The 23,302-nt window shown below is 70.5% G+C and carries 20 protein-coding genes and 1 rRNA gene; 11 read left to right on the top strand and 10 right to left on the bottom strand.

Annotated elements, in window-relative coordinates; all coding sequences use genetic code 11:
* Positions 1-152: 152 nt before the first annotated feature.
* Positions 153-269: ribosomal RNA gene (gene rrf, locus ACH4UK_RS06870) — 5S ribosomal RNA — on the top strand.
* Positions 270-518: 249 nt separating this feature from the next.
* On the opposite strand, the gene ACH4UK_RS06865 is transcribed toward rrf, so the two are convergent.
* From ACH4UK_RS06865 to ACH4UK_RS06840, 6 genes are all read right to left on the bottom strand, one after another.
* Positions 519-1,082 (bottom strand): hypothetical protein, encoded by a 564-nt coding sequence (locus ACH4UK_RS06865; RefSeq protein WP_398354897.1) that lies wholly within the window; start codon positions 1,080-1,082, stop codon positions 519-521.
* A gap of 262 nt (positions 1,083-1,344) precedes the next feature.
* Entirely contained in the window at positions 1,345-2,658 is a 1,314-nt protein-coding gene (locus ACH4UK_RS06860; protein ID WP_398354896.1) for a DUF58 domain-containing protein, read from the bottom strand.
* A gap of 10 nt (positions 2,659-2,668) precedes the next feature.
* On the bottom strand, positions 2,669-3,697 hold the full coding sequence (locus ACH4UK_RS06855) for an AAA family ATPase (RefSeq protein ID WP_398354895.1): 1,029 nt from the start codon (positions 3,695-3,697) through the stop codon (positions 2,669-2,671).
* The gene (locus tag ACH4UK_RS06850) at positions 3,694-4,959 is read right to left on the bottom strand and encodes a DUF4350 domain-containing protein (protein ID WP_398354894.1); all 1,266 of its coding nucleotides are present in this window, start codon (positions 4,957-4,959) and stop codon (positions 3,694-3,696) included. The genes ACH4UK_RS06855 and ACH4UK_RS06850 overlap by 4 nt, the downstream gene beginning before the upstream one ends.
* Positions 4,956-5,645 (bottom strand): DUF4129 domain-containing protein, encoded by a 690-nt coding sequence (locus ACH4UK_RS06845; RefSeq protein ID WP_398354893.1) that lies wholly within the window; start codon positions 5,643-5,645, stop codon positions 4,956-4,958. The genes ACH4UK_RS06850 and ACH4UK_RS06845 overlap by 4 nt, the downstream gene beginning before the upstream one ends.
* A 4-nt stretch (positions 5,646-5,649) precedes the next feature.
* The gene (locus ACH4UK_RS06840) at positions 5,650-6,861 is read right to left on the bottom strand and encodes a hypothetical protein (protein ID WP_398354892.1); all 1,212 of its coding nucleotides are present in this window, start codon (positions 6,859-6,861) and stop codon (positions 5,650-5,652) included.
* Between the two features lie 140 nt (positions 6,862-7,001).
* Here ACH4UK_RS06840 and mtnA point away from each other — a divergent pair, with 140 nt between their 5' ends.
* The 7 genes from mtnA (at position 7,002) to ACH4UK_RS06805 (ending at position 15,500) form a co-directional block, all read left to right on the top strand.
* A complete protein-coding gene (gene mtnA, locus ACH4UK_RS06835) occupies positions 7,002-8,144 on the top strand; it encodes an S-methyl-5-thioribose-1-phosphate isomerase (protein ID WP_398354891.1) in 1,143 nt (380 codons plus the stop codon).
* Between the two features lie 4 nt (positions 8,145-8,148).
* On the top strand, positions 8,149-8,838 hold the full coding sequence (gene mtrA / locus ACH4UK_RS06830) for a two-component system response regulator MtrA (protein WP_007448372.1): 690 nt from the start codon (positions 8,149-8,151) through the stop codon (positions 8,836-8,838).
* 1 nt (position 8,839) lies between these two features.
* Positions 8,840-10,879, top strand: a complete 2,040-nt coding sequence (mtrB, locus tag ACH4UK_RS06825; RefSeq protein WP_398354890.1) for an MtrAB system histidine kinase MtrB — start codon at positions 8,840-8,842, stop codon at positions 10,877-10,879.
* Between the two features lie 28 nt (positions 10,880-10,907).
* Positions 10,908-12,734 carry an LpqB family beta-propeller domain-containing protein gene (locus ACH4UK_RS06820; protein ID WP_398354946.1) on the top strand — a complete coding sequence of 609 codons (1,827 nt, stop codon included), beginning with the start codon at positions 10,908-10,910 and terminating at the stop codon, positions 12,732-12,734.
* 66 nt (positions 12,735-12,800) lie between these two features.
* Positions 12,801-13,544: a ComF family protein gene (locus ACH4UK_RS06815; RefSeq protein WP_398354889.1), complete on the top strand. Its 744-nt coding sequence runs from the start codon at positions 12,801-12,803 to the stop codon at positions 13,542-13,544.
* Positions 13,545-13,871: 327 nt separating this feature from the next.
* Positions 13,872-14,561 (top strand): ribosome hibernation-promoting factor, HPF/YfiA family, encoded by a 690-nt coding sequence (hpf, locus tag ACH4UK_RS06810; RefSeq protein ID WP_003968752.1) that lies wholly within the window; start codon positions 13,872-13,874, stop codon positions 14,559-14,561.
* Between the two features lie 183 nt (positions 14,562-14,744).
* On the top strand, positions 14,745-15,500 hold the full coding sequence (locus ACH4UK_RS06805) for a response regulator (protein ID WP_398354888.1): 756 nt from the start codon (positions 14,745-14,747) through the stop codon (positions 15,498-15,500).
* A gap of 31 nt (positions 15,501-15,531) precedes the next feature.
* On the opposite strand, the gene ACH4UK_RS06800 is transcribed toward ACH4UK_RS06805, so the two are convergent.
* Positions 15,532-16,719: a winged helix-turn-helix domain-containing protein gene (locus ACH4UK_RS06800; RefSeq protein ID WP_398354887.1), complete on the bottom strand. Its 1,188-nt coding sequence runs from the start codon at positions 16,717-16,719 to the stop codon at positions 15,532-15,534.
* 56 nt (positions 16,720-16,775) lie between these two features.
* Positions 16,776-17,387, bottom strand: a complete 612-nt coding sequence (locus ACH4UK_RS06795) for a GNAT family N-acetyltransferase (RefSeq protein ID WP_398354886.1) — start codon at positions 17,385-17,387, stop codon at positions 16,776-16,778.
* Positions 17,388-17,627: 240 nt separating this feature from the next.
* Here ACH4UK_RS06795 and secA point away from each other — a divergent pair, with 240 nt between their 5' ends.
* A complete protein-coding gene (gene secA / locus ACH4UK_RS06790) occupies positions 17,628-20,444 on the top strand; it encodes a preprotein translocase subunit SecA (RefSeq protein ID WP_398354885.1) in 2,817 nt (938 codons plus the stop codon).
* A 65-nt stretch (positions 20,445-20,509) separates the two neighbouring features.
* Here the strand turns inward: secA and ACH4UK_RS06785 are convergent, their stop codons facing one another.
* Entirely contained in the window at positions 20,510-20,953 is a 444-nt protein-coding gene (locus tag ACH4UK_RS06785) for an Rv3235 family protein (protein ID WP_398354884.1), read from the bottom strand.
* A 275-nt stretch (positions 20,954-21,228) separates the two neighbouring features.
* Between ACH4UK_RS06785 and ACH4UK_RS06780 the strand changes: the two genes are divergently transcribed.
* Together ACH4UK_RS06780 and ACH4UK_RS06775 are read left to right on the top strand one after the other, a co-directional pair.
* On the top strand, positions 21,229-21,735 hold the full coding sequence (locus ACH4UK_RS06780) for a DUF6912 family protein (RefSeq protein ID WP_398354883.1): 507 nt from the start codon (positions 21,229-21,231) through the stop codon (positions 21,733-21,735).
* Between the two features lie 38 nt (positions 21,736-21,773).
* The gene (locus ACH4UK_RS06775; RefSeq protein ID WP_398354882.1) at positions 21,774-22,451 is read left to right on the top strand and encodes an HAD family hydrolase; all 678 of its coding nucleotides are present in this window, start codon (positions 21,774-21,776) and stop codon (positions 22,449-22,451) included.
* Between the two features lie 240 nt (positions 22,452-22,691).
* Here the strand turns inward: ACH4UK_RS06775 and ACH4UK_RS06770 are convergent, their stop codons facing one another.
* Positions 22,692-23,246, bottom strand: coding sequence for a DJ-1/PfpI family protein (locus ACH4UK_RS06770; protein WP_398354881.1), 555 nt, complete (start codon positions 23,244-23,246; stop codon positions 22,692-22,694).
* Between the last annotated feature and the right edge of the window lie 56 nt (positions 23,247-23,302).

Raw genomic sequence — 23,302 nt, 5'->3', positions numbered from 1 at the left:
GTTGATAGGCCAGATGTGGAAGCCCTGTAAGGGGTGGAGCTGACTGGTACTAATAGGCCGAGGGCTTGTCCTCAGTTGCTCGCGTCCACTGTGTTAGTTCTGAAATAACGAACGGCCGTGTTGTGTTCCGGTGTTGGTTAATTTCATAGTGTTTCGGTGGTCATTGCGTTAGGGAAACGCCCGGTTACATTCCGAACCCGGAAGCTAAGCCTTTCAGCGCCGATGGTACTGCAGGGGGGACCCTGTGGGAGAGTAGGACGCCGCCGAACAATTTTTCCGGGAAAGCCCCGTGCCATTGGCACGGGGCTTTTCTGCGTTCCGGACCGGTTCCAGAGGCCGGCCGAGCAGTTGCTCGTGGTGGAGAGCTTCGCAGACCTCACGGTCCCTGAGGGGGCGGTGGCCTCATTGAAGACGGTGCAGAACGCCCCCCGGGCCGGCCCGGAGGGCGTTCTGTTCACTGCCGCGCCACACTTCCGGCGGCGGTGGGGGTGCCGCGGGCCGCGCGCGTACGGGGAGTGTCAGTACTTCTTGGGACGGTACGCGTCGTACTCGTCCGCCCCGATCCCGTAGCTGAGTGTGCGGTAGTCCGTACCGTGCCCTCCGCGCTGCTCGTACGCCTTGTAGCTGGTGTGGGCGCTACTCGTCCACTTCTCGAAGATCACGACGTGGCGCGTGGTGCTGCTGCCCGCCGCGTCGATGATCAGGTCGCCCTTGGTGAGCTGTGCAATGTTGATCGGCGTGGTGAAGTCTGAGCTTGCCAGCATCACCGTATTGGCGCCGGGCTTGCCGTACTGGAGCGCCATGCTGACGTATCCGGAGCAGTCCGCACGGTATCCGCCGAACGTCGCGGTCTGGCTGTAGGGCACCTGACTGCCGTTGTTCGCCGTCAGCCAGGTCTTGGCCCGCTGGATGACGGAGTCGCGGCTGACCGTGGCGTGGACATCGCCGGCGACCTTCTTCCCGGCCGCGGTGGGGGAAACGCCAGGGGCGCCGGTCTCCACCGCGGTGGCGGAGTGGGCCAGCGGCACCATCAGGGCAGCACCCATGGTGATGGGGAGGAGAGTTCGGGCTAAGCGGTTCATCGTGCTCCTTTCGACGGTCTGCATACCGGTCCCGGCCGAAGATGTGTGCTGCGGCGGGCACGGAGAAGGGCAACTCTCCAAGCATGTCATGGCCATGTCAATGGATAGGTGCACGACGGCCCCTACCAAGAGTCCCGACCGCCCGCCATACGGCTGCGGTGCGCCGGAAGGCCCCGAAAGCGCCCCGCAGACCAGTGGATTCCGTCCTCGCTCACACCATCAGGCGACCACGGAACCACTCGAAGAGTCACCAACCGCCCTCTCAGAGACGGCCTGCGGCCTTCAGGGCCAGGTAGGCATCGGCGAGCGCGGGAGCGAGATGGTCCGGAGTGGCGTCCACGACGACGACGCCGTGGCGCCGGAGCCGGTCGGCGGTGCGGCGGCGGTCGGCCTGGGCCTGGCCGGCGGCTGCCGCGTCGTACACCGAGTCCACCGTTCCCCGGGCGTCGGCCATCTCCTCGATCCGAGGGTCGGAGACCGCGGCCAGCAGAACGGTGTGGCGCTGAGTGAGCTGAGGGAGCACCGGGACGAGCCCCTCCTCGATGGGAGCGGCCTCCAGCGTCGTGAGGAGGACGATCAGCGAGCCGCGGGGAGCGTCGGCGAGAGCGGCGTTGCTGAGGCCCCGGGCATCCGTCTCGATCAGTTCGGGTTCCAGCGTGGCCAGGGTGTTGATGACGGTGGCCAGGACATTGCCCGTGGTCGTTCGGCCGTGTACCCGGGCTCGGACCTGACGGTCGTAGGCGAGGAGGCTCACGCGGTCGCCGGCGCGCGTGGCGAGTGCGGTGAGAAGGAGTGTGGCGTCCATCGAGGCGTCCATGCGGGGGACGTCGCCCACCCGGCCCGCGGATGTCCGTCCGGTATCGAGGACGATCGAGATGTGCCGGTCACGCTCGGGACGCCAGGTCCGGACCGCTACGACGGACTGGCGTGCTGTGGCCCGCCAGTCGATGGAACGCGTGTCGTCCCCGGGCACGTAGGCCCGCAGGCTGTCGAACTCCGTGCCCTCACCGCGGGTCAGAACGCTGGTACGGCCGTCGAGTTCCCGGAGCCGGGCGAGCCGGGAAGGCAGATGCTTGCGGCTGGTGAACGGCGGCAGGACCCGTACGGTCCACGGGGCGCGGTGCTGCCCTTGGCGGGCGGCGAGGCCGAGCGGGCCGAACGAGCGGATCGTGATGTGTTCCGCCCGCCGTTCTCCGCGGCGCGTGGGGCGCAGAACGGTGACCAGGCGCCGTCGTTCCCCGGCGGGGATCGTCACCGTGTGACGTGAAGCGCGCGGTTCGGCGCCCGAGGTCCAGCTGCTGGGAGGCCAGGCGTCCCGCAGCTGGGCGCGTAGGCGCCGGCGCGAGGTGTTGGTCACCGTCAGTTGAACTTCTGCCGCGTCACCGAGTCGAACAGATGTATCACCAGATCGAGTGAATCGAAGCGTGCGCACTGGCGCGGCCAGGGCGTAGTCACACAGAATTGCCAGGGAGAGCGGTGCGTTGACCGCAAGCATCCCGGTCCAACTGGGAGCGAAGATCCCTACGGGGAGTGACGCCAGGGCGGCCAGCAGCGCGGTACGTCCGGTGAGGGCCATGGTCACCGCCTCATCGGGGTACGGGGACGTGGGCGAGCACTGAGGCGATGACGGAGTCCGGGGTGACTCCTTCCATTTCCGCCTCGGGCCGCAGGTGGATGCGATGACGGAGTGTGGGCAGCGCCAGAGCCTTCACGTCGTCCGGGATGACATAGTCCCGGCCGGTCAGCCAGGCCCAGGCGCGGGCGGTCGACAGCAGTGCGGTGGCGCCTCGAGGGGAGACGCCGAGGGCGAGCGAGGGGGAATCGCGCGTGGCACGGCAGATATCCACGACATAGCCGGCGATCTCGGGGGAGACGGTCGTCCTGGCGACAGCTTCGCGTGCTGCTTCCAATGCGGCGGGTCCGGCGACGGGCTGTATCCCGGCGGCCTTCAGGTCGCGTGGGTTGAAGCCGTCGGCGTGACGGGTGAGGACGTTGATCTCGTCCTGCCGTGAGGGGAGCGGAACCGTCAGTTTGAGCAGGAAGCGGTCCAGTTGCGCTTCGGGGAGGGGATAGGTGCCTTCGTACTCGACGGGGTTCTGGGTGGCGGCGACGAGGAAGGGGTCAGGCAGTGGCCGTGGCGTTCCGTCGACGGTGACCTGCCGTTCCTCCATCGCCTCGAGGAGGGAGGACTGGGTCTTGGGAGGGGTGCGGTTGATCTCGTCGGCGATCAACAGGTTGGTGAAGACGGGGCCGGGCTGGAAGGAGAATTCGGCGGTGCGCGCGTCATAGACCAGTGAGCCCGTGACGTCGCTGGGCATCAGGTCGGGTGTGAACTGGACGCGCTTCGTGTCGAGTTCGAGGGAAGCGGCGAGCGCACGCACCAGCAGGGTCTTGGCCACTCCGGGCACGCCCTCGAGGAGTACGTGACCGCGGCAGAGCAGCGCGACGACGAGTCCGGTGACGGCGGGGTCCTGGCCGACGACAGCCTTGGCGATCTCGGAGCGCAGGGCCTCCAGGGACGCACGGGCCCTGTCGGACGGCTCCGGTTCCGCGGGCCTCATGGGGGCCGCAGCGGGCACCGCGTACTCGGCCGGCTCGGGGGTCGGGGCGCTCATGAAGTGCGTACCTCTCTTTCGAGGGCGTCGAGTTGATCGACGAGGAGGACCAGGGCGGCATCGGTGGCGGGAGCCGTACCGAAGAGCAGGGCGCTGAGGTCGTGTTCGGGGGCGGTGATGCGGGTGGAGACGGCGGTGAGGAGGACGTCGGGGGTGTGCGCATCACGGGCGGGCACACCGGCGAGGGGGGCGATGCGGGTGCGGGTGGCGGCTCGGAGGGCCTCGGCGGCCCGGTCGCGGGCGTTGGCCTTCCGGTAGAGGAAGGAGCGGCCTTCGGCGGTTTCGGATGCGCGGATGGCCACTGGTAGCCGTTCTGTCACCAGGGGGCCGAGTCGGCGGGCCCGCCAGACGGCGGCGAGGGCGGCGGCGAGGGCGAGTTGGAGTGTTCCCCACAGCCAGCCGGAGGGGACGAGGTCGAGGAAGCTGCTTTCGTCGTCCGCGTGGTCCGGGTCGTTCCCTGCTCCGTCCTCGGACTGTTCCTTGTCTCCGTTTCCGTCGCCGTTGTCGGGGGCGTCGGCTGTTGCGGATGGATCGGTGAGAGAGGGGAGGTACCAGACGAGATGGGGGCGGGAGCCGAGGAGTTGCAGGGCGAGCGAGGCGTTGCCCTGCTTGTCGAGACGCTCGTTGTGGAGGAGGTCGGGGGAGCCGAGGACGACGGTGTCGCCGTTCGCCCCGGTCGGGAGGACGACCAGGCTGGGGAGGCCCGCGCTCGGGTAGCAGGTGACGGCGGTGGGGTCCTGTGCCGTGTAGCGGGTGCCGCCCATGTCCGCGGTGCCCGCCCGGCGGGCGGCGCGGAGCTCGCACGACGGAGGGAGAGCGCTGACGGCGTGGTGCGGCTTGGCGCGGACGCCGGGGGCGAGTCGGGGTGTGGCCCCCGGCCCCGGGGCGATCAGCAGAGTGCGTCCCGCGGACATGGAGGTCGTCTCGCCGAGTCGGAGCTGTTGCGACCGTGTCAGGAGGTTGGGGCCGGCGACCAGGAGCGTGGTGTCGGGGCCGGTCGCGGCGGTGGCTTCGTCGAGGGTGGTGGCGACGGTGACGGATATGCCGCGTGCCTTGAGGAGTTCGGCCACGGCGCGGCTGCCCTTGGGGTCCGCGGAGCGGGGGTCGAGCTGCACGTGGTTCGTTCCGGAGCGTACGGCGGCGAACGTGACGCCGGCGACGACGAGGATGAGGACGACGGCCAGGATGCCTCGGGCACGAGTCCAGACCTGGCCCGGGGTGGGCGCCGTCGAGGTGGGGGAAGCGGTGGTCGCCGCGGTCATCCGGTGGCTCCTCGGGCGGTGCCGGGCAGCAGCGGCTTTGCCTCGTCGAGTTCGAGGTCGAGGGTGCGCAGGGACAGATATGTCGGCTGGTCCGCGGTGCGGCCGCCGTATGTCACGTCGTCGAAGCTCCGGGCGGCGGCGCGCAGCCGGGTGGCGTGCTCGGGCAGGGTGCGGCCCGCTTCGGCTGCGGCTTCGTCCGCGGTGCGGCCGGGGCGGGGGTCGAGCAGAGCGCGCTCTTCCAGGGCTCGGACGATGGCGCGCATGCGTTCCTGGACGGCTTCGGTCCAGCGCAGAGCCGCGGCGTGGGCCTCGGCGGCGGCGCGGTGCTGGGCCGCGCCGCGGGGGCCGTCGTTGTCGAAGAGGGCGTCCGCGCTGCGGGGCGAGCGTTGCGGGGTGCCGAGCCGCCACCAGAGGGCGGCGGCAAGGCCGATGACGATGACGACCAGGACGACGAGTCCGGCCGGGCCGCCGGGGGCGGCACTCGCGGCGGCGTCGAACACTCCGGCGACCCAGTCCCAGAACTGGTTCAGGGCGCGCTGGAGGAAGTTCGGGTCGTTCTCGTGGTACATCGGCTTGGACAGTTCGCTCTCGGCCGCCTCCCGTGCGGGGAGACGTGGAGTGTCCACGGGTATGTCGCCGGCTGTGGCGCCCCGCTGTGCTGTGGTGATGCCCCCCGCCCCCGACACCGCATCAGCTCCTGGGGGTGTCGACGCCGAAGCCGGGCAGCCCGGCGGCCCGTGCCAGGTCGAGGTCCAGGGCTTCGCGGCGGATGCGCTGGTCCATGTAGAGGAGGGCCATCACGCCGGCGACGAAGGGGTAGATCAGTGTCGAGACGATCACTTCGCCGACGCCGGTGATGATCAGGAACGGCCAGCCGAAGGAGGGAGGGCTGCTGCTGAAGAAGTCGCTGACGTCGGTTCCGTCGGCGATCACCGCGATGATGCCGAACGGGATGGAGACGAGGAACGTCAGCAGGAAGGTCAGCAGCCAGGTCAGGGCGAGGATCCCGAAGGTGCGCCACCAGGCGCCGCGGACCAGCTTCGCCGACCTGCGCAGTGCGGCCACGATGCTCTGTCGTTCCAGCATCAGTGCGGGGGCGGCGAGGGCGAAGCTGACGTTGAGCCAGAGCATCACGACGCAGGCGGCGGCGAAGCCGAGGAAGGCGAGTGCGGCCCCGGCCTCGGAGCCCAGGAGCAGGCCCGGTCCGATGCCCACGGTCATGATGGCGGCCATGATCACGGCCACCAGGACGGTCAGTCCGAGCAGCGGGAGGACCCGGGGGCGGGCCTCTGCCCAGGCGTCGGAGAGCGTGGTGGGGCGGCCCAGCACGGAGCGGCTGATGACGACGGTGACGATCGACGCGGTGAAGAGCGTGGCGATCATCGAGATGAGGGAGGCCGGGCCCAGGGAGATCAGTGTCGAGCGGGCCGAATCGGCGGTCTGGCGGAGGGCCTCGGCGCCGGTGGCGTTCGGGTCGACGGTGGTCGGTTCCGGCAGCAGATAACGCTGCATGAGGATGACCGCGATCTGGGTGACCACCGAGACCGCGAGGCTGAAGCCGAGTGCCGTGCGCCAGTGGGCGCGCAGGGCGGAGACGGAGCCGTCGAGGATGTCGCCGAGGCCCAGGGGGCGCAGCGGGATGACGCCGGGCTTCGCGGCCGGCGGTGGTCCTGCCCAGCCCTGTCGCTGCGGGCCGCCGCCCCAGCCGGGTGCGGGCGGCTGTGTTCCGGGGCCGCTGCCGGGGTTGCTCGGTGGGGACCACTGCCCGGGAGGCGGCTGCTCGGGGGACCACTGTCCCGTCGGGCCGCTTCCGTCCTGGGGGTCGGAGGGGCGGGGAATCGCCGTCTCCTTGCCGTCGGAGGGGGCAGATCCGGGCGAAGCCCAGCCCGGAGAGTCGTTCATTCTCGCTCCTTCACCGTCCTGACCGCTCATCGGGGCGGCAGGTTGGCAGCCATCGTGCCACGCGTCGGCCCGGGGCGGACCAGCCGCTCTATCTCCTTCGCACCTTCATGTGCGGGCTGCTCAGCGGGCAGACTGGACAGATGGCTGATCAGGACGCGCAATCGCCGGTGGGCAACGAGCCTCCCGCGCTTCCCGTACTTCGCTGGGACGAACCTCCGGAAGGTCCCGTGCTGGTGCTTCTCGACCAGACGCGGCTGCCCGCCGAGGAGGTCGAGCTGGTGTGCACCGATGTGCCCGTGCTGGTGCGGGCGATCCGGACGCTGGCGGTGCGAGGGGCTCCGCTGCTCGGGATCGCCGGGGGCTACGGGGTGGCGCTCGCGGCGGCCCGGGGCTACGACGTCGCGGAGGCGGCGGGTCTGCTGGAGCAGGCGCGGCCCACCGCCGTGAACCTCGGCTATGGGGTGCGGCGGGTGGCGGCGGTCTACTGGGAGGCCGTCGGGAAGGGGGCGGGGGACGAGGCCGCCGCCGCGGCGGCGCTGGCCGAGGCGCGGGCCCTGCACCGGGAGGATGCCCAGGCCAGCAGGCGTATGGCGGAGCACGGCGAGGTGCTGCTGGAGGAGCTGCTGCCGGGCCGCGGGTATCAGCTGCTGACCCACTGCAATACCGGGGCGCTGGTCTCCGGGGGCGAGGGGACGGCGTTCGCCGTGGCGTTGCGGGTGCACCGGCGGGGGCGGCTGCGCCGGCTGTGGGTGGACGAGACGCGGCCGCTGCTCCAGGGGGCCCGGCTGACGGCGTACGAGGCGGCGCGCAACGGTCTGGCGTACAGCCTGCTCACGGACAACGCGGCGGGTTCCCTGTTCGCGGCCGGGGAGGTCGATGCCGTGCTGATAGGGGCGGATCGCATCGCCGCGGACGGCTCGGTGGCCAATAAGGTGGGGAGTTATCCGCTGGCCGTGCTCGCCAAGTACCACCACGTGCCCTTCATCGTGGTGGCGCCGACGACGACCGTGGATCTGGAGACTCCGAACGGCACATCGATCATCGTCGAGCAGCGTTCCGGGAGAGAAGTGACGGAGCTCACATCAGCGCAGGGTGTATCGGCCGGCGGCGGAGGCGGGATGGTCGTCGCACCCCTCGGGGCACCGGCGTACAACCCGGCCTTCGACGTCACACCGCCGGAACTGATCACGGCGATCGTCACCGAGGAGGGCGCAATTTCCCCGGTCACAGGGGTCGGACTGGCAGAGCTGTGTGCCAGGTCATCGCAGGTAACGATTAGCTAATGGGATGATGTCGATTATGAAGGGACGCGTCCTTGTCGTCGACGACGACACCGCACTGGCCGAGATGCTCGGGATTGTGCTGCGTGGAGAAGGTTTCGAGCCGTCGTTCGTAGCGGACGGCGACAAGGCACTGGCCGCATTTCGTGAGGCCAAGCCGGACCTGGTGCTGCTCGACCTCATGCTGCCCGGAAGGGACGGCATCGAGGTGTGCAGGCTGATCAGGGCCGAGTCCGGTGTGCCGATCGTCATGCTCACTGCCAAGAGCGACACCGTCGATGTCGTGGTCGGCCTGGAATCAGGGGCCGACGACTACATCGTCAAGCCGTTCAAACCTAAGGAGTTGGTTGCCCGGATCAGGGCACGTCTGCGGCGGTCCGAAGAACCCGCCCCGGAGCAGCTGACCATCGGTGACCTGGTCATCGACGTGGCCGGGCACTCCGTGAAGCGGGAGGGGCAGTCCATCGCCCTGACTCCGCTGGAGTTCGACCTGCTGGTCGCGCTCGCCCGCAAGCCGTGGCAGGTCTTCACCCGTGAGGTCCTGCTGGAGCAGGTGTGGGGTTACCGCCACGCGGCCGACACCCGCCTGGTGAATGTGCATGTCCAGCGTCTGCGTTCCAAGGTCGAGAAGGACCCGGAACGGCCGGAGATCGTCGTGACGGTCCGAGGCGTCGGCTACAAGGCCGGACCTAGCTGAGATGGCCGGAGGCAGTGCTGCTCCGGGGCCCGGGGAGCCGGGAGTCCGTACGGAGCGGGCTGCCGGCCCGGGACGGAGGGCACCACGTATGAGCCGATTCCTGCAGGGCGGCCGGTTGTTCGAGGACCGGACGCCCGGCGGGCCCGTACCGCGGTTGCTGATGCGGTGGGTGCGCCGTCCGTTGCTCCCTGCCGTCCGCTTGTGGCGGCGCAACCTGCAGCTCCGTGTCGTCGCGGGCACCCTGCTGATGTCGGTCGTGGTCGTGCTGCTGCTCGGCTTCGTCGTCATCGGACAGGTGCGGAACGGCCTGCTCGACGCGAAGGGCAAGGCCGCCCAGACCCAGGCCGCCGGTGGTTTCGCCGCGGCCCAGGAGAAGGCGAACGCCCCGTTGTCCCCGGGGGGACAGGGCAGCGACGCGACCGACGGCATGACCGGCAGCACCTCCTGGCGCACCGAGCTCGTCGATCAGCTGGCCAGTGGTGGCAAGAACGCGTTCAACGTGGTGGCGCTCAGCGCGGACACCGTGGGCGAGGGCGCGGGCAGCCGTGCGCCGCGCGGTTCGGGCAGCGTCGAGGCGTCCAGCGTGCCCGAGCGCCTGCGCCAGGACGTGGGCAAGGGGCAGGGAGCCTTCCAGACGTACTCCCTGATCCGGTACTCGTACGGCAAGGAGTCGCAGCCGGGGCTCGTCGTCGGCAAGCGGCTCTACGACATCGATCAGCACCCCTACGAGCTCTACTACCTCTTCCCGCTCACGCAGGAGGAGAAGTCCCTGACCCTGGTCAAGACGACCCTGGCGACCGCCGGGCTGTTCGTCGTCGTGCTGCTCGGGGCCATCGCCTGGTTCGTGGTGCGCCAGGTCGTCACGCCCGTGCGGATGGCGGCAGGCATCGCCGAGCGGCTCTCCGCCGGCAAGCTCCAGGAACGGATGAAGGTCACCGGCGAGGACGACATCGCCCGGCTCGGCGAGGCCTTCAACAAGATGGCGCAGAACCTCCAGCTGAAGATCCAGCAGCTGGAGGAGCTCTCCCGGATGCAGCGGCGCTTCGTCTCCGACGTCTCGCACGAGCTGCGCACCCCGCTCACGACCGTCAGGATGGCCGCCGACGTCATCCACGAGGCGCGTGCCGACTTCGACCCGGTCACCGCGCGCTCCGCCGAGCTGCTCGGCGACCAGCTCGACCGGTTCGAGTCGCTGCTTGCCGATCTGCTGGAGATCAGCCGCTTCGACGCGGGCGCCGCGGCCCTGGAAGCCGAGCCGATAGACCTGCGGACCGTGGTGCACCGGGTGATCGGCGGCGCCGAGCCGCTCGCCGAGCGCAAGGGCACCCGGATCCTGGTCATCGGCGACGAACAGCCGGTGATCGCCGAGGCCGACGCCCGCCGCGTCGAACGCGTCCTGCGCAACCTCGTGGTCAACGCCGTCGAGCACGGAGAGGGCCGGGACGTCGTGGTGCGGATGGGTGTGGCACAGGGAGCGGTCGCCGTGGCCGTCCGGGACTACGGGGTCGGGCTCAAGCCCGGCGAGGCGACCCGGGTCTTCAACCGGTTCTGGCGCGCCGACCCGGCGCGGGCCCGGACGACCGGCGGGACTGGTCTCGGCCTGTCGATCGCCGTGGAGGACGCCCGGCTGCACGGTGGTTGGCTCCAGGCCTGGGGCGAGCCGGGCGGCGGCTCCCAGTTCCGGCTGACCCTGCCGCGTACGGCGGACGAGCCCCTGCGCGGTTCGCCGATACCGCTGGAGCCCGAGGACTCGCGGCGCAACCGGGGCAACCGGGAGCGCGACGAGGCCGGGACGGGCGTGTCGGACGACCACCGGCTGATGTCCGTGCCGCCGCAGCCCGGGGCAGGCGAGCGTTCGCCGCTGCCGGTGCCCGGCCGGGGCCCCGCCGTGCACAGCGGCGCTCCCTCGTCGGTGCACCCCGCCGCGCTGCCCGGCAACGGAGCACGTGTCGTGGCGCGCCCCGCCCAGGAGCGCCCCGGTGGGCGCGCGAGCGGTGGCGTACGGAATTCCGACCAGGAGGACACCACTCGTGGGTACTGACCGCCGTCCGGGCGGCCGCGGACGGGCGGTGCGGACGTCCGCGCTGCTGGGCTGCGGCATCGTGGTGCTGGCCGGGTGCGGCTCGATGCCGGTGACCGGGGACGTCAAGGCGGTCGACGCCTCGCAGCCCGGCGACTCCCAGGTGCAGGTGTACGCGGTGGCGCCCCGGGAGGGCGCACCGCCCAGCGAGATCGTCGACGGCTTCCTGGAGTCGATGACCAGCGACGATCCCGCGTTCGCGACCACGCGGAAGTATCTGAGCGCCGACGCCCGGCGGACCTGGCAGCCGAGCGGGGGCACCACGGTGCTCGCCCAGGCCCCCAACCGCAGCGGCCCCCTGCTCCACGACGAGGACAACCGGGACACCCGGGACCGGGAGACGACCTACACGCTGACCGGCGAGAAGGTGGCGGCGGTCGACGCCCAGAGCTCCTACCAGCCGCTCGCGCCCACCGACTACTCCCAGACCCTGCACCTGGTGCTGGAGAAGGTGGCGGAGGGGAAGCAGGAGTGGCGCATCGACGTCGTGCCGGACGGCCTGGTCCTCGGGCAGTCCGACTTCAAGCGGCTCTACCGCTCCGTGAACAAGTACTACTTCGCCACCGGGCGCACGAACGGGCAGTCGACGCTCGTCGCGGACCCCGTCTACGTCCGCAACCGCACGGATCCGGTCACGCGGATGGACACCGCCACCCAGACCGTCAGGACGCTGCTCGCCGGGCCGACGAACTGGCTGCGGCCCGTGGTCGACTCCCGGTTCCCGACGGGGACCGCCCTGCGCAAGGGCGTCACCGCGCTGGCGCCGGACGATCAGAACATCCTGAAGGTGCCGCTCAACCAGAAGGCCGACAAGGCGGGCCGGAGCGCCTGCCGGATGATGGCCGCCCAGGTGCTCTTCACGCTCCGGGACCTGACCTCGGCACGGGTCGAGCGGGTGGAGCTGGACGGCAGCGAGGGCCGGCTCTGCGCGCTGGACGCCGACGACGCACCGGAGTTCTCCGCCGACCAGGGCTCCGAAGGGGCCGACAGCCAGTACTTCATCAACGACAAGGGCCAGGTGGAGCGGATCCCCGGCGCCACCGACACGCCCGAGCCCGTGACCGGTCCCCTCGGCGTGGGCGCCGTCCCGATGGGCGCGGTCGGGGTGGCCCGGGACGAGAAGCGGGCCGCCGCGGTCTCCTCCAACGGGCAGCGCCTCTACGTGTCCTCCCTGGAGACGGAGGGCGAACTGGCCGAGCCACTGGTCACCAGCACGGCGAAGAAGGCCGCCGACCGGCTGTCGCCGCCGAGCTGGGACGGGCGCGGGGACCTGTGGGTCGCCGACCGCGATCCGGCCGGTCCCCGGCTGCTGCGGCTGGCCGGGGGAACGGGCGAGCCCCACGAGGTCAGGGTGCCGGGCCTCGACGGCGCCCGGATCGAGGAGCTGCGGATGTCCGCGGACGGCGTGCGGATCGCTCTGCTGCTGACGGAGGACGGGCATACGACGCTGAAGATCGGCCGGGTCGAGCGCCGGGGGTCGTCGGTGGCGCCCGAGATCTCGGTCGAGGACCTGCGCCAGGCCGCACCGCAGCTCACGGACGTGCGGGCCATCTCCTGGTCGGGGCGCAGCCGTCTCGTGGTGGTCGGCAAGGAGGAGGGCGGTGTCCAGCAGGTGCGTTACGTGCAGGCGGACGGCTCCACGTCGGCCTCGGGCGCGCTGCCCGGGGTGAACCAGGTCCAGTCGGTGGCCGCGGCGGACGACGAGCTGCTTCCGCTGATGGCGGAGACGGTCGGCGACGGCATCGTGAAGCTCTCGCCGGGGGACAACTGGCAGACGGTCCTCAAGGAGGGCACGTCGTTGGTCTACCCCGGCTGATCCGGGAGCCGCCCGGGGTTTTCCACAGGGGTGGTCCGGTCCCGGCGGTCCCGGCACAGTGGGGTCATGCGGAACGCGTGGCAGGAGCTGTCCGGTCTGCTCCTGCCGGTGGCCTGCGCCGGCTGCGGCAGACCGCGCACCGAGCTGTGCGCGCTCTGCGGGGCCGCGTTGCACGGTGCTCCGGCCCGTCGGGTCCGGCCCTCGCCCCGGCCCCCGGGACTCCCGGCGGTGCATGCCGCCGCGCCGTACGAGAACGCCGTACGTGCGGTTCTGCTGGCCCACAAGGAGCGAGGGGCACTCGGGCTGGCGGGGGCGCTCGGACGGGCCCTGGCGGGTTGTGTGCGGGCCGGGACGGGGCGACCGGGCCGTGCGGGGACCCTGCTGCTGGTGCCCGTGCCCTCCGCGCGTCCCTCGACCGCGGCACGCGGCCATGACCCGGTGCGCCGGATCGCCGCCACGGCCGCGCGGGACCTGCGGCGCGGAGGCCTGCCGGCCCAGGTGCTTCCGGTGCTGCGGCAGCGGCGCGCGGTCGTCGACCAGTCGGGTCTCGGGGCGCGGCAGCGGCGGGCGAATCTGGCCGGAGCGCTGGAGCTCACGGCCGGGGGAGAGCGACTCCTGCGGAAGGGACTGCTCCGTCCCGACCGGGTGGTCCTGGTCGACGATCTGTTGACGACCGGGTCGACGCTGGCGGAGGCGGCACGGGCCATCGGGCAGGCGCGCGGCGCCGGTCGGGAGCCCTTCGTGCACGGAGAGTGCCGGGCGGCGGTCGTCGCAGCTTCTCCCTCCGCCTTCGAAATAAACCGGAACTGACCGAGAACCTGCATCGTTGCAGGTAATGAGAGGGCAATACCCCCTGAACGGAGGTACGTGCCGGTAGCGGGTGCCGAGACCCTGGTGTGCAGGCTATGTTCGGTTGTGAGGAACGGTGAATGCCGGGCCTCGATGAATGCACCATCAGGTTTCGGGCAGGTAACTCACCGGTAGGAGAAGCACGCAAAGTCGGTGGGGTTGCGATCCTTCCGGCGGGGGAGGAGGAGGCGAAAGCCACCGAGTCCGAGGCCCTGGTGATCTCCGGGGCCTGGTGCAAAAGGGAGATGCTCCGCCGCTGAGCGGGGCGATCCGGGAACGGAGTTCTGCGTGGACATCGTCGTCAAGGGCCGCAAGACCGAGGTGCCCGAGCGGTTCCGCAAGCACGTGGCCGAGAAGCTGAAGCTGGACAAGATCCAGAAGTTCGACGGCAAGGTGATCAGCCTCGACGTCGAGGTGTCCAAGGAGCCGAATCCCCGTCAGGCCGACCGTTCCGACCGGGTGGAGATCACGCTCCGCTCCCGGGGACCGGTCATCCGGGCGGAAGCGGCGGCGGGCGACCCTTACGCAGCGCTCGACCTGGCCACCGGAAAGCTGGAGGCCCGGCTGCGCAAGCAGCACGACAAGCGCTACAGCCGCCGTGGCAACGGCCGGCTGTCGGCTGCCGAGGTCGGGGACGTGGTCCCCGGCGTCGCTTCGTTCGACGAGGACGGTGAACTGGTCGGCGACCAGCCGTCGGAGCCCGTCCCCACCACGAAGATCGGCTCGCTCGAAGTGCAGGGCGAAGGGCCGCTCGTGATGCGCGAGAAGACCCATACCGCCGCACCCATGTCGCTCGACCAGGCGCTCTACGAGATGGAACTGGTCGGCCACGACTTCTACTTGTTCGTCGACTCCGAGACGAAGGAGCCCAGCGTCGTCTACCGGCGACACGCCTACGACTACGGCGTCATCCACCTGAGGACCGACCCGCTCGCCGCGGACGAAGCCGGCGGCGCGGGCGGTGCGCTCGGCGGCTGAGGCCACAGCGTCGGGGTGCCCCCGGGGCGCTTTCGCGCCACCGGGGGCACCCGTGTACGGGTACAGGGCCACCGGGTCGGGGTGCGGGCATGGAATCATGGCGGCCCGAGCCAATCGGTGTTCTGTGAGGTGCCGTTGGCGAACGACCGACATTGCAGGCCGTGGCCTTCAGGGGGAGGAACGATGGCGGACACCTTCGGGCCCGTGCGCGATGCGAATGACTCCGACGACGCCGCCGGTGCGTATACCGGCACGGACGCGGACGGCGCTTCACGCAAGGAGCCCATCAGGGTCCTCGTGGTCGACGACCACGCGCTCTTCCGCAGAGGTCTGGAGATCGTCCTCGCGCAGGAGGAGGACATCCAGGTCGTCGGCGAGGCCGGGGACGGCTCCGAGGCGGTCGACAAGGCCGCCGACCTGCTGCCCGACATCGTTCTGATGGATGTCCGGATGCCCAAGCGCGGCGGCATCGAGGCCTGCACCGCCATCAAGGAGGTGGCCCCCAGCGCGAAGATCATCATGTTGACGATCAGCGACGAGGAAGCCGACCTCTACGAGGCGATCAAGGCGGGCGCGACCGGATATCTCCTCAAGGAAATCTCCACCGACGAGGTCGCCACCGCCATTCGCGCGGTCGCCGACGGACAGTCCCAGATCAGCCCCTCCATGGCCTCCAAGCTGCTCACCGAGTTCAAATCGATGATCCAGCGCACCGACGAGCGGCGACTCGTGCCGGCGCCCCGGCTCACCGAACGCGAGCTGGAAGTGCTGAAACTCGTGGCGACCGGCATGAACAACCGGGATATCGCCAAGGAGTTGTTCATTTCCGAGAACACGGTGAAGAACCACGTCCGCAATATCCTGGAGAAACTGCAGCTGCACTCCCGGATGGAAGCCGTGGTCTATGCCATGCGCGAGAAGATCCTGGAGATCAGGTAGCGGACGGCCCCGGCTCCCGCTCCGGGCCCGGTCAGCGGTAGGCGCGCTGGAGCGCGTGCCCGATCTCCGTCCTGAGCGGCTCGCGCAGCTCCGGGGGGTCGACCCGGTCCACCCGGATGTCCGTGCAGCCCACCCAGGCCGCCGCCTCCACCAGGGCCTCGGCCATCGGGACCAGCGCCTTCGGACCGGTCGGCGACGCCTGCCGGGCGACCAGCGTGGTGCCCTCGCGCGCCGGGTCGACCCGGCCCTGAAGCTTTCCGCCCGCCAGCAACGGCATCGCGAAGTAGCCGTGGATCCGCTTCTGCTTGGGCACGTAGGCCTCCAGCCGGTGCGTGAAGCCGAAGATCCGTTCCGTGCGCGCCCGCTCCCAGATCAGGGAGTCGAACGGCGACAACAGCGTCGTACGGTGGCGTCCGCGCGGCTCGGTGGCCAGGGCCTCCGGGTCCGCCCAGGCCGGCTTCGCCCACCCCTCCACCGCGACCGGGACCAGCCCCGAGTCCGCCACCACGGAGTCGAACTCCTCGCCCTTCAGCCGGTGGTAGTCCGCGATGTCGCTGCGGGTGCCGACGCCCAGGGACTGGCCGGCCAGCGCGACCAGCCGCCGCCGGCACTCGGCGTCGCTCAACCCGTCGTGCAGCAGGGCGTCCGGGATGGCCCGCTCGGCCAGGTCGTAGACCCGCTTCCAGCCGCGCCGCTCGGTGCACACGACCTCGCCGTACATCAGGGCCCGCTCGACGGCGACCTTGGACGCCGACCAGTCCCACCACTCGCCGCCGTTCTTCGCGCCGCCCAGCTCGGTCGCCGTCAGCGGGCCCTCGGTGCGCAGTTGCTTGATCACGGTGTCGTACGAACCGTCGGGCAGATCGTGGCTCCAGTGCGGGCGGGAGCGGTAGGCCCGGCGGCGGAAGGCGAAGTGCGGCCACTCCTCCACCGGCAGGATGCACGCGGCGTGCGACCAGTACTCGAAGGTCCGGCCGCCCGACCAGTAGGCGTCCTCCACCGCTCGGCGGCCCACCGGGCCGAGCCGGGCGTAGGGGATCAGCTCGTGCGAGCGGGCCAGCACCGAGATCGTGTCCAGCTGGACGGCTCCGAGGTGGCGCAGCACCCCCGGCACCCCTGCCCGGCGGTCCGGGGCTCCCAGGAAGCCCTGGGCGCGCAGCGCGATGCGGCGGGCCTGGTCGGCGGAGAGTTCGACTGCGGGAGGAGGCACAGGCGTCATACGTCGAACCCTAGACGCCGCCACTGACAGTCCGGCCCCGGATTTCCGCCCTCAGGTCACCGTCCGGAATCCGGGGCCCCGCCGGGCCGCGGGGCGTGCCGCTCGGGGACGTACGGGTGGGTGCCCGCGAGCCCCAGGTCGGACGGGAGCAGGGCCGCCGTCCAGGCGTCGCGCCGCACCCCTTTGTTGAGCAGCCCGGACCGCTGCTCTCCCTCCAGCCGGAATCCCGCCCGCAGGGCGACGGCCCGTGAGGCCAGATTGCCGATCTCGGCCCGCCACTCCAGCCGGTCCGCCCCGAGCGAGGCGAAGGCCCAACGGGCGGAGCCGAGCACCGCCTCGGTGACGTATCCGCGGCCGCGGTGCTCCTTGGTGGACCAGTAGCCGACCTCGTAGGTGCCCGGCCGGCTGCGGCGGTCGACGCCGAGCGCCCCGACGAGCGCCCCGGTCTCCCGCAGGACCAGGGCGAAGCCGTACGCGGAGTCGTCCTGCCAGCCGGCGGGGGCGAGCTTCGTGGTGAACAGTTCCGCGTCGGTCAGGCGGTACGGGGAGGGGATCACCGTCCAGCGCTGGATGTCCGGGTCCTGGCAGGCGGCGTGCACCCGGTAGGTGTCCTGCGGGCCGAAGGGCCGCAGCAGCAGACGTTCCGTGGTGAGTGTGATCGGCTCCATGGGCCGATTCTTGTGAGCCCGCTCCCGTGATGCGAGCACTTTTCGGGCTTCCCGGCACCTTCCGTGCCTTTGGACCGTTGTCTTATAAGGGTGCGGCGAGGTCCACGCGACGGCAGCCCTCCCGACGCGGTGGGGTCCTCGCTTACGATGGCCGTTGCGGTGGGGCCCACCTGCCGTGCCCGCGCCAGAGTCCATTACACGACCCAGTGCCAGGCCCGATCGGCAAGGAGACCAGCCTCAGTGTCCGTCTTCAACAAGCTCATGCGTGCAGGCGAAGGCAAGATCCTGCGCAAACTGCACCGCATCGCGGACCAGGTCAGCTCCATCGAAGAGGACTTCGTCAACCTCTCCGACGCCGAGCTGCGGGCGCTCACCGACGAGTACAAGGAACGGTACGCGGACGGCGAGAGCCTGGACGACCTGCTTCCCGAAGCGTTCGCCACGGTCCGTGAGGCCGCGAAGCGCGTCCTCGGACAGCGCCACTACGACGTACAGATGATGGGCGGAGCCGCCCTGCACCTCGGTTATGTGGCCGAGATGAAGACCGGTGAGGGCAAGACCCTCGTCGGCACCCTGCCCACCTATCTGAACGCGCTCTCCGGCAAGGGCGTGCACCTGATCACGGTCAACGACTACCTCGCCGAGCGCGACTCCGAGATGATGGGACGGGTCCACAAGTTCCTCGGCCTGTCCGTCGGCTGCATCATCGCCAACATGACCCCGGCGCAGCGCCGCGAGCAGTACGCCTGCGACATCACGTACGGCACGAACAACGAGTTCGGCTTCGACTACCTCCGCGACAACATGGCGTGGTCCAAGGACGAGCTCGTCCAGCGCGGCCACAACTTCGCCGTGGTCGACGAGGTCGACTCGATCCTCGTCGACGAGGCCCGTACGCCGCTGATCATCTCCGGCCCGGCCGACCAGGCCACCAAGTGGTACGGCGACTTCGCCAAGCTGGTCACCCGCCTCACCAGGGGTGAGGCGGGCAACCAGCTCAAGGGCATCGAGGAGACCGGCGACTACGAGGTCGACGAGAAGAAGCGGACCGTGGCCATCCACGAGCCCGGTGTCGCCAAGGTCGAGGACTGGCTCGGCATCGACAACCTCTACGAGTCGGTGAACACCCCGCTCGTCGGTTATCTGAACAACGGCATCAAGGCCAAGGAACTGTTCAAGAAGGACAAGGACTACGTCGTCATCGACGGCGAAGTCATGATCGTCGACGAGCACACCGGCCGTATCCTCGCCGGCCGCCGCTACAACGAGGGCATGCACCAGGCGATCGAGGCGAAGGAAGGGGTGGACATCAAGGACGAGAACCAGACCCTCGCCACGATCACCCTGCAGAACTTCTTCCGCCTCTACGGCAAGCTCTCCGGCATGACCGGTACGGCGATGACCGAGGCCGCCGAGTTCCACCAGATCTACAAGCTCGGCGTGGTGCCGATCCCGACGAACCGGCCGATGGTCCGCGCCGACCAGTCGGACCTGATCTACCGCACCGAGGTCGCCAAGTTCGCCGCGGTCGTCGACGACATCGCCGAGAAGCACGAGAAGGGTCAGCCGATCCTGGTCGGCACCACCTCGGTCGAGAAGTCCGAGTACCTCTCGCAGCAGCTCTCCAAGCGCGGCGTCCAGCACGAGGTCCTCAACGCCAAGCAGCACGACCGGGAGGCGACGATCGTCGCCCAGGCGGGCCGCAAGGGTGCCGTCACCGTCGCGACGAACATGGCCGGCCGAGGCACCGACATCAAGCTCGGCGGCAACCCGGACGACCTCGCCGAGGCGGAGCTGCGCCAGCGCGGTCTCGACCCGGTGGAGAACGTCGAGGAGTGGGCGGCCGCGCTGCCCGCCGCGCTGGAGCAGGCCGAGCTGGCCGTGAAGGCGGAGTTCGAAGAGGTCAAGGACCTCGGCGGGCTCTATGTGCTCGGCACCGAGCGCCATGAGTCGCGCCGTATCGACAACCAGCTGCGCGGTCGTTCCGGCCGTCAGGGCGACCCGGGCGAGTCCCGCTTCTACCTGTCGCTGGGCGACGACCTGATGCGCCTGTTCAAGGCGCAGATGGTCGAGCGCGTCATGTCGATGGCGAACGTTCCGGACGACGTCCCGATCGAGAACAAGATGGTCACCCGCGCCATCGCCTCCGCCCAGTCGCAGGTCGAGCAGCAGAACTTCGAGACGCGTAAGAACGTCCTGAAGTACGACGAGGTGCTCAACCGGCAGCGCGAGGTCATCTACGGCGAGCGCCGCCGCGTCCTGGAGGGCGAGGACCTCCAGGACCAGATCCGGCACTTCACGGACGACACGATCGACGACTACATCCGGCAGGAGACCGCCGAGGGCTTCGCCGAGGAGTGGGACCTGGACCGGCTGTGGGGCGCCTTCAAGCAGCTCTACCCGGTGAAGGTCACGGTCGAGGAGCTGGAGGAGGCGGCCGGGGACCTGGCGGGCGTCACCGCCGAGTTCATCGCCGAGTCGGTCAAGAACGACATCCACGAGCAGTACGAGGAGCGCGAGAGCACCCTCGGCTCCGACATCATGCGTGAGCTGGAGCGACGCGTCGTCCTCTCGGTGCTCGACCGCAAGTGGCGCGAGCACCTCTACGAGATGGACTACCTCCAGGAGGGCATCGGCCTGCGGGCCATGGCGCAGAAGGACCCGCTGGTCGAGTACCAGCGCGAGGGCTTCGACATGTTCAACGCCATGATGGAGGGCATCAAGGAGGAGTCCGTCGGCTACCTGTTCAACCTGGAGGTCCAGGTCGAGCAGCAGGTCGAGGAGGTTCCGGTGAAGGACGGCGCCGAGCGCACCTCGCTGGAGAAGGAGGGCGCCACGGCCGCCCCGCAGATCCGCGCCAAGGGCCTCGAGGCCCCGCAGCGGCCGGACCGGCTCCACTTCTCCGCTCCCACGGTCGACGGGGAGGGCGGTGTCGTCGAGGGCGACTTCGCCAACGACGACGACGGTGCACGGGCGGGCTCCTCGGACGGCATGACGCGTGCCGAGCGCCGCAAGGCCCAGAAGAACGGCGGCGGCGGTCGCCGTCGCAAGAAGTAGCACCGGCGGCAGCGCGGCAGGGGCCGGACACCACGGGGTGTCCGGCCCCTGCCGCGTGCGCGGGGTCACCCGGGGCCCGGGGCGCCGGCCGTGAGGCGTTCGCCGCCCAGCTCCACCGCGGCGCAGCGCCAGCGCTGGTCGGCGCCCTGCTCCAGGCGGAAGGCCATCGCCCGGACCCGGTCGCCCGCGGCGATGCTGGCGAACGCCTCGACCACGCCCGTGGCGGGCTGGGCCCCGCGGCAGTGGCGGAGGACGGGGCGGCTGCCCCGGGCGGACCCCAGCGGGGTGCTCGGGGCCAGCTCGGCGAGCTGGTCGTAGGCCTCGCCGATGGTGTGGCCGAGCATCCAGTGCACCGGGCGCTGGCCGCTGAGGACCGCGAGCAGGCGCTCGGCGAACCACTGGTGGGGCCGCTGCGGCCGGTGGGGCTGCCTGCGGGACCGCTGCGGAGGTACCGACCGGGGACCGCTCTGGTCGCGTCGGCCGGCGGGCCTCGTCCTGTCCGTGCTCATGATCGATCGCCCCCGTTGACCGGGCCCGGCGTCTACCGGGCGGTAACTTGTGTTGGGGATCTTCTACGGGTGCGGCCGTCAGCCCCGCAAGGGGCCTCCGGGCGCCGACCGCGTGCGGGCCGATTCACCTATCCGTGGCTCGACCCTTGTGGGGCAAGGGCGACAGCGGGGGTGACGAGGCGTCGGCCGTGGACGGACGGCCCCGGTTGCCGAAACCCGAAAGGGGACGTTCCCACGTATCCTGAGGACGTTTCCCTCTACGAAAGCGACCTGCCATGCGCGTGTACGTCCCCCTGACCCTCTCCGGTCTCGCAGCGGCGCACGGTGCGGGCGAGGTCGGCCCCGGACCGCTGACCGCCTACGCGGTGACCCCCGGGCTGCGCGAGTGGTACGTCTCCGACGACATCGAGGAGCTGGAGTACGCGGCGCTCAACCGGGCCGCCGCGGCCTCGCTCAGGGCGATCGCCGGGAACCCGGACGAGGCGCGCCGCCGGGTCGTCGTCGCCGTCGACGTACCGGACGGGTCCGCCGTGGCCGACCCCGATCACGGGCTGAGCGCGTCATCGCTCGGCGAGGTGCGGATCGCCGGCGCGCTGCCGCTGGCCAAGGCGGCGGCGGTGCACGTGGACGCCGACGACGCGGAGAAGGACGTGGCCGCCGCGGCGGCGGCCCTGGGCGCGGCGGACCTCGGAGACGACGACGCGCAGTTCACCGTGGACGGCGCCGAGGACCACGAGCTGCTCTGGTTCGGCGTCCAGGAGATTCCGCAGCTCATCGCCTGAGGGGCGGCGTTGTCGTACCCGGCGGGTAGATTTTCCGTATGACTTCCGGGACGACGCGCACACATCTGGTCTGGGACTGGAACGGCACACTGCTCGACGACACGCATGCCGTCATCCAGGCGACGAACGCCGCGTTCGCTGAGGTCGAGCTGGCGCCGATCACGCTGGAGCAGTACCGGGAGATGTACACGATCCCCATACCCCGGTTCTACGAGCGGTTCCTGGGCCGGCTGCCCACCGAGGCCGAGTGGGAGCGGATGGACGGCATCTTCCACCGGTATTACGCGGAGCAGCGGGTGGCCTGCGGGCTCACCGCCGGGGTGGAGGAGCTGCTGAATCAGTGGCAGCTCGCGGGGCGCAGTCAGTCGCTCCTGAGCATGTACGGGCACGAGCAGCTGGTTCCGGTGGTGCGGGGGTACGGCATCGAGCCGCGGTTCGTCCGCGTCGAGGGGCGTACGGGGCCGTCCGGCGGGAGCAAGGCGCTCCACATGGAGCGGCACTTCGCGGCGCTGGCCGGTGTGGGCGGGATCGCGCCGGAGAATTCGGTGGTCATCGGGGACGCGCTGGACGACGCGGTGGCGGCGGCGCATGTGGGGGCTCGGGCCGTGCTGTACACCGGGGGGTCGCACAGTCGGAGCAGTCTGGAGGGGGCGGGGGTGCCGGTGGTGGACAGCCTGGGGGAGGCGGTGGCGTTGGCGGAGACGTTTGCCGCGTAGCGGGGTGGCGGTGCCGGTGCCGTGTGCGGGTGGGCGTGGTGCGGGCCTTCGGGGCGCTGCCCCGGACCCCGGTCCTCAATCGCCGGACGGGCTGAAAAGGTGTCCTCAAGCGCCGGACGGGCTGAGAAGGGCGGGCGGAGAAGGGTGTCCTCAAGCGCCGGACGGGCTGAAAAGTGCGGGCTGAGAAGATGTCCTCAAACGCCGGACGGGCTGAACAGGGCGGGCTGAAAAGTGTGGGTTCTACTGGGTGCGTAGCACCTTCAGGAACTCTCGCATCCAGGTCGGGTGGTCCGGCCAGGCTCGGGATGAGACCAGGGTGTCGTCCACGACCGCTTCCGTGTCCTGGAATGTCGCGCCCGCGCTCTGCATGTCCGGTTCCAGGGCGGGGTAGGCCGTGACGTTGCGGCCGCTGAGGCTGCCGGTGGCGGCGGTGATCAGGGGGCCGTGGCAGATCTGGGCGACCGGGCGGTCCGCGGAGAAGAAGGCGCCGACGATCTTCCGCAGCTCGGCGTTGTTGCGGAGGTATTCCGGGGCGCGGCCGCCGGGGATCACCAGGGCGATGTAGGCCCCGGGGTCCACCTCGGCGAAGGACAGGTCGGCGGGCCAGGTGTAGCCGGGCTTCTCCGTGTACGTGTCGAAGCCGGGCTCGAAGTCGTGGACCACGAAGCGCAGCGTCTTGCGCTCGGGGGCCGCGATGTCGACCTCGTACCCCTCCTCCAGCAGCCGCTGGTACGGATAGAGGACTTCGAGCGATTCGGCGGCGTCGCCGGTGACGATGAGGATCTTCTGCGGCATGGCGGGCTCCTCGGGGCCGGTCGGTCGCGGCGGACCGTCGTCGGACTGCCGATGGC

It is taken from the genome of Streptomyces sp. NPDC020884 (assembly GCF_044333935.1).
Classification (GTDB): domain Bacteria; phylum Actinomycetota; class Actinomycetes; order Streptomycetales; family Streptomycetaceae; genus Streptomyces.
The sequence above is the reverse complement of the archived record's forward strand: the minus strand, read 5'-3'. Positions and strand labels throughout refer to the sequence as shown.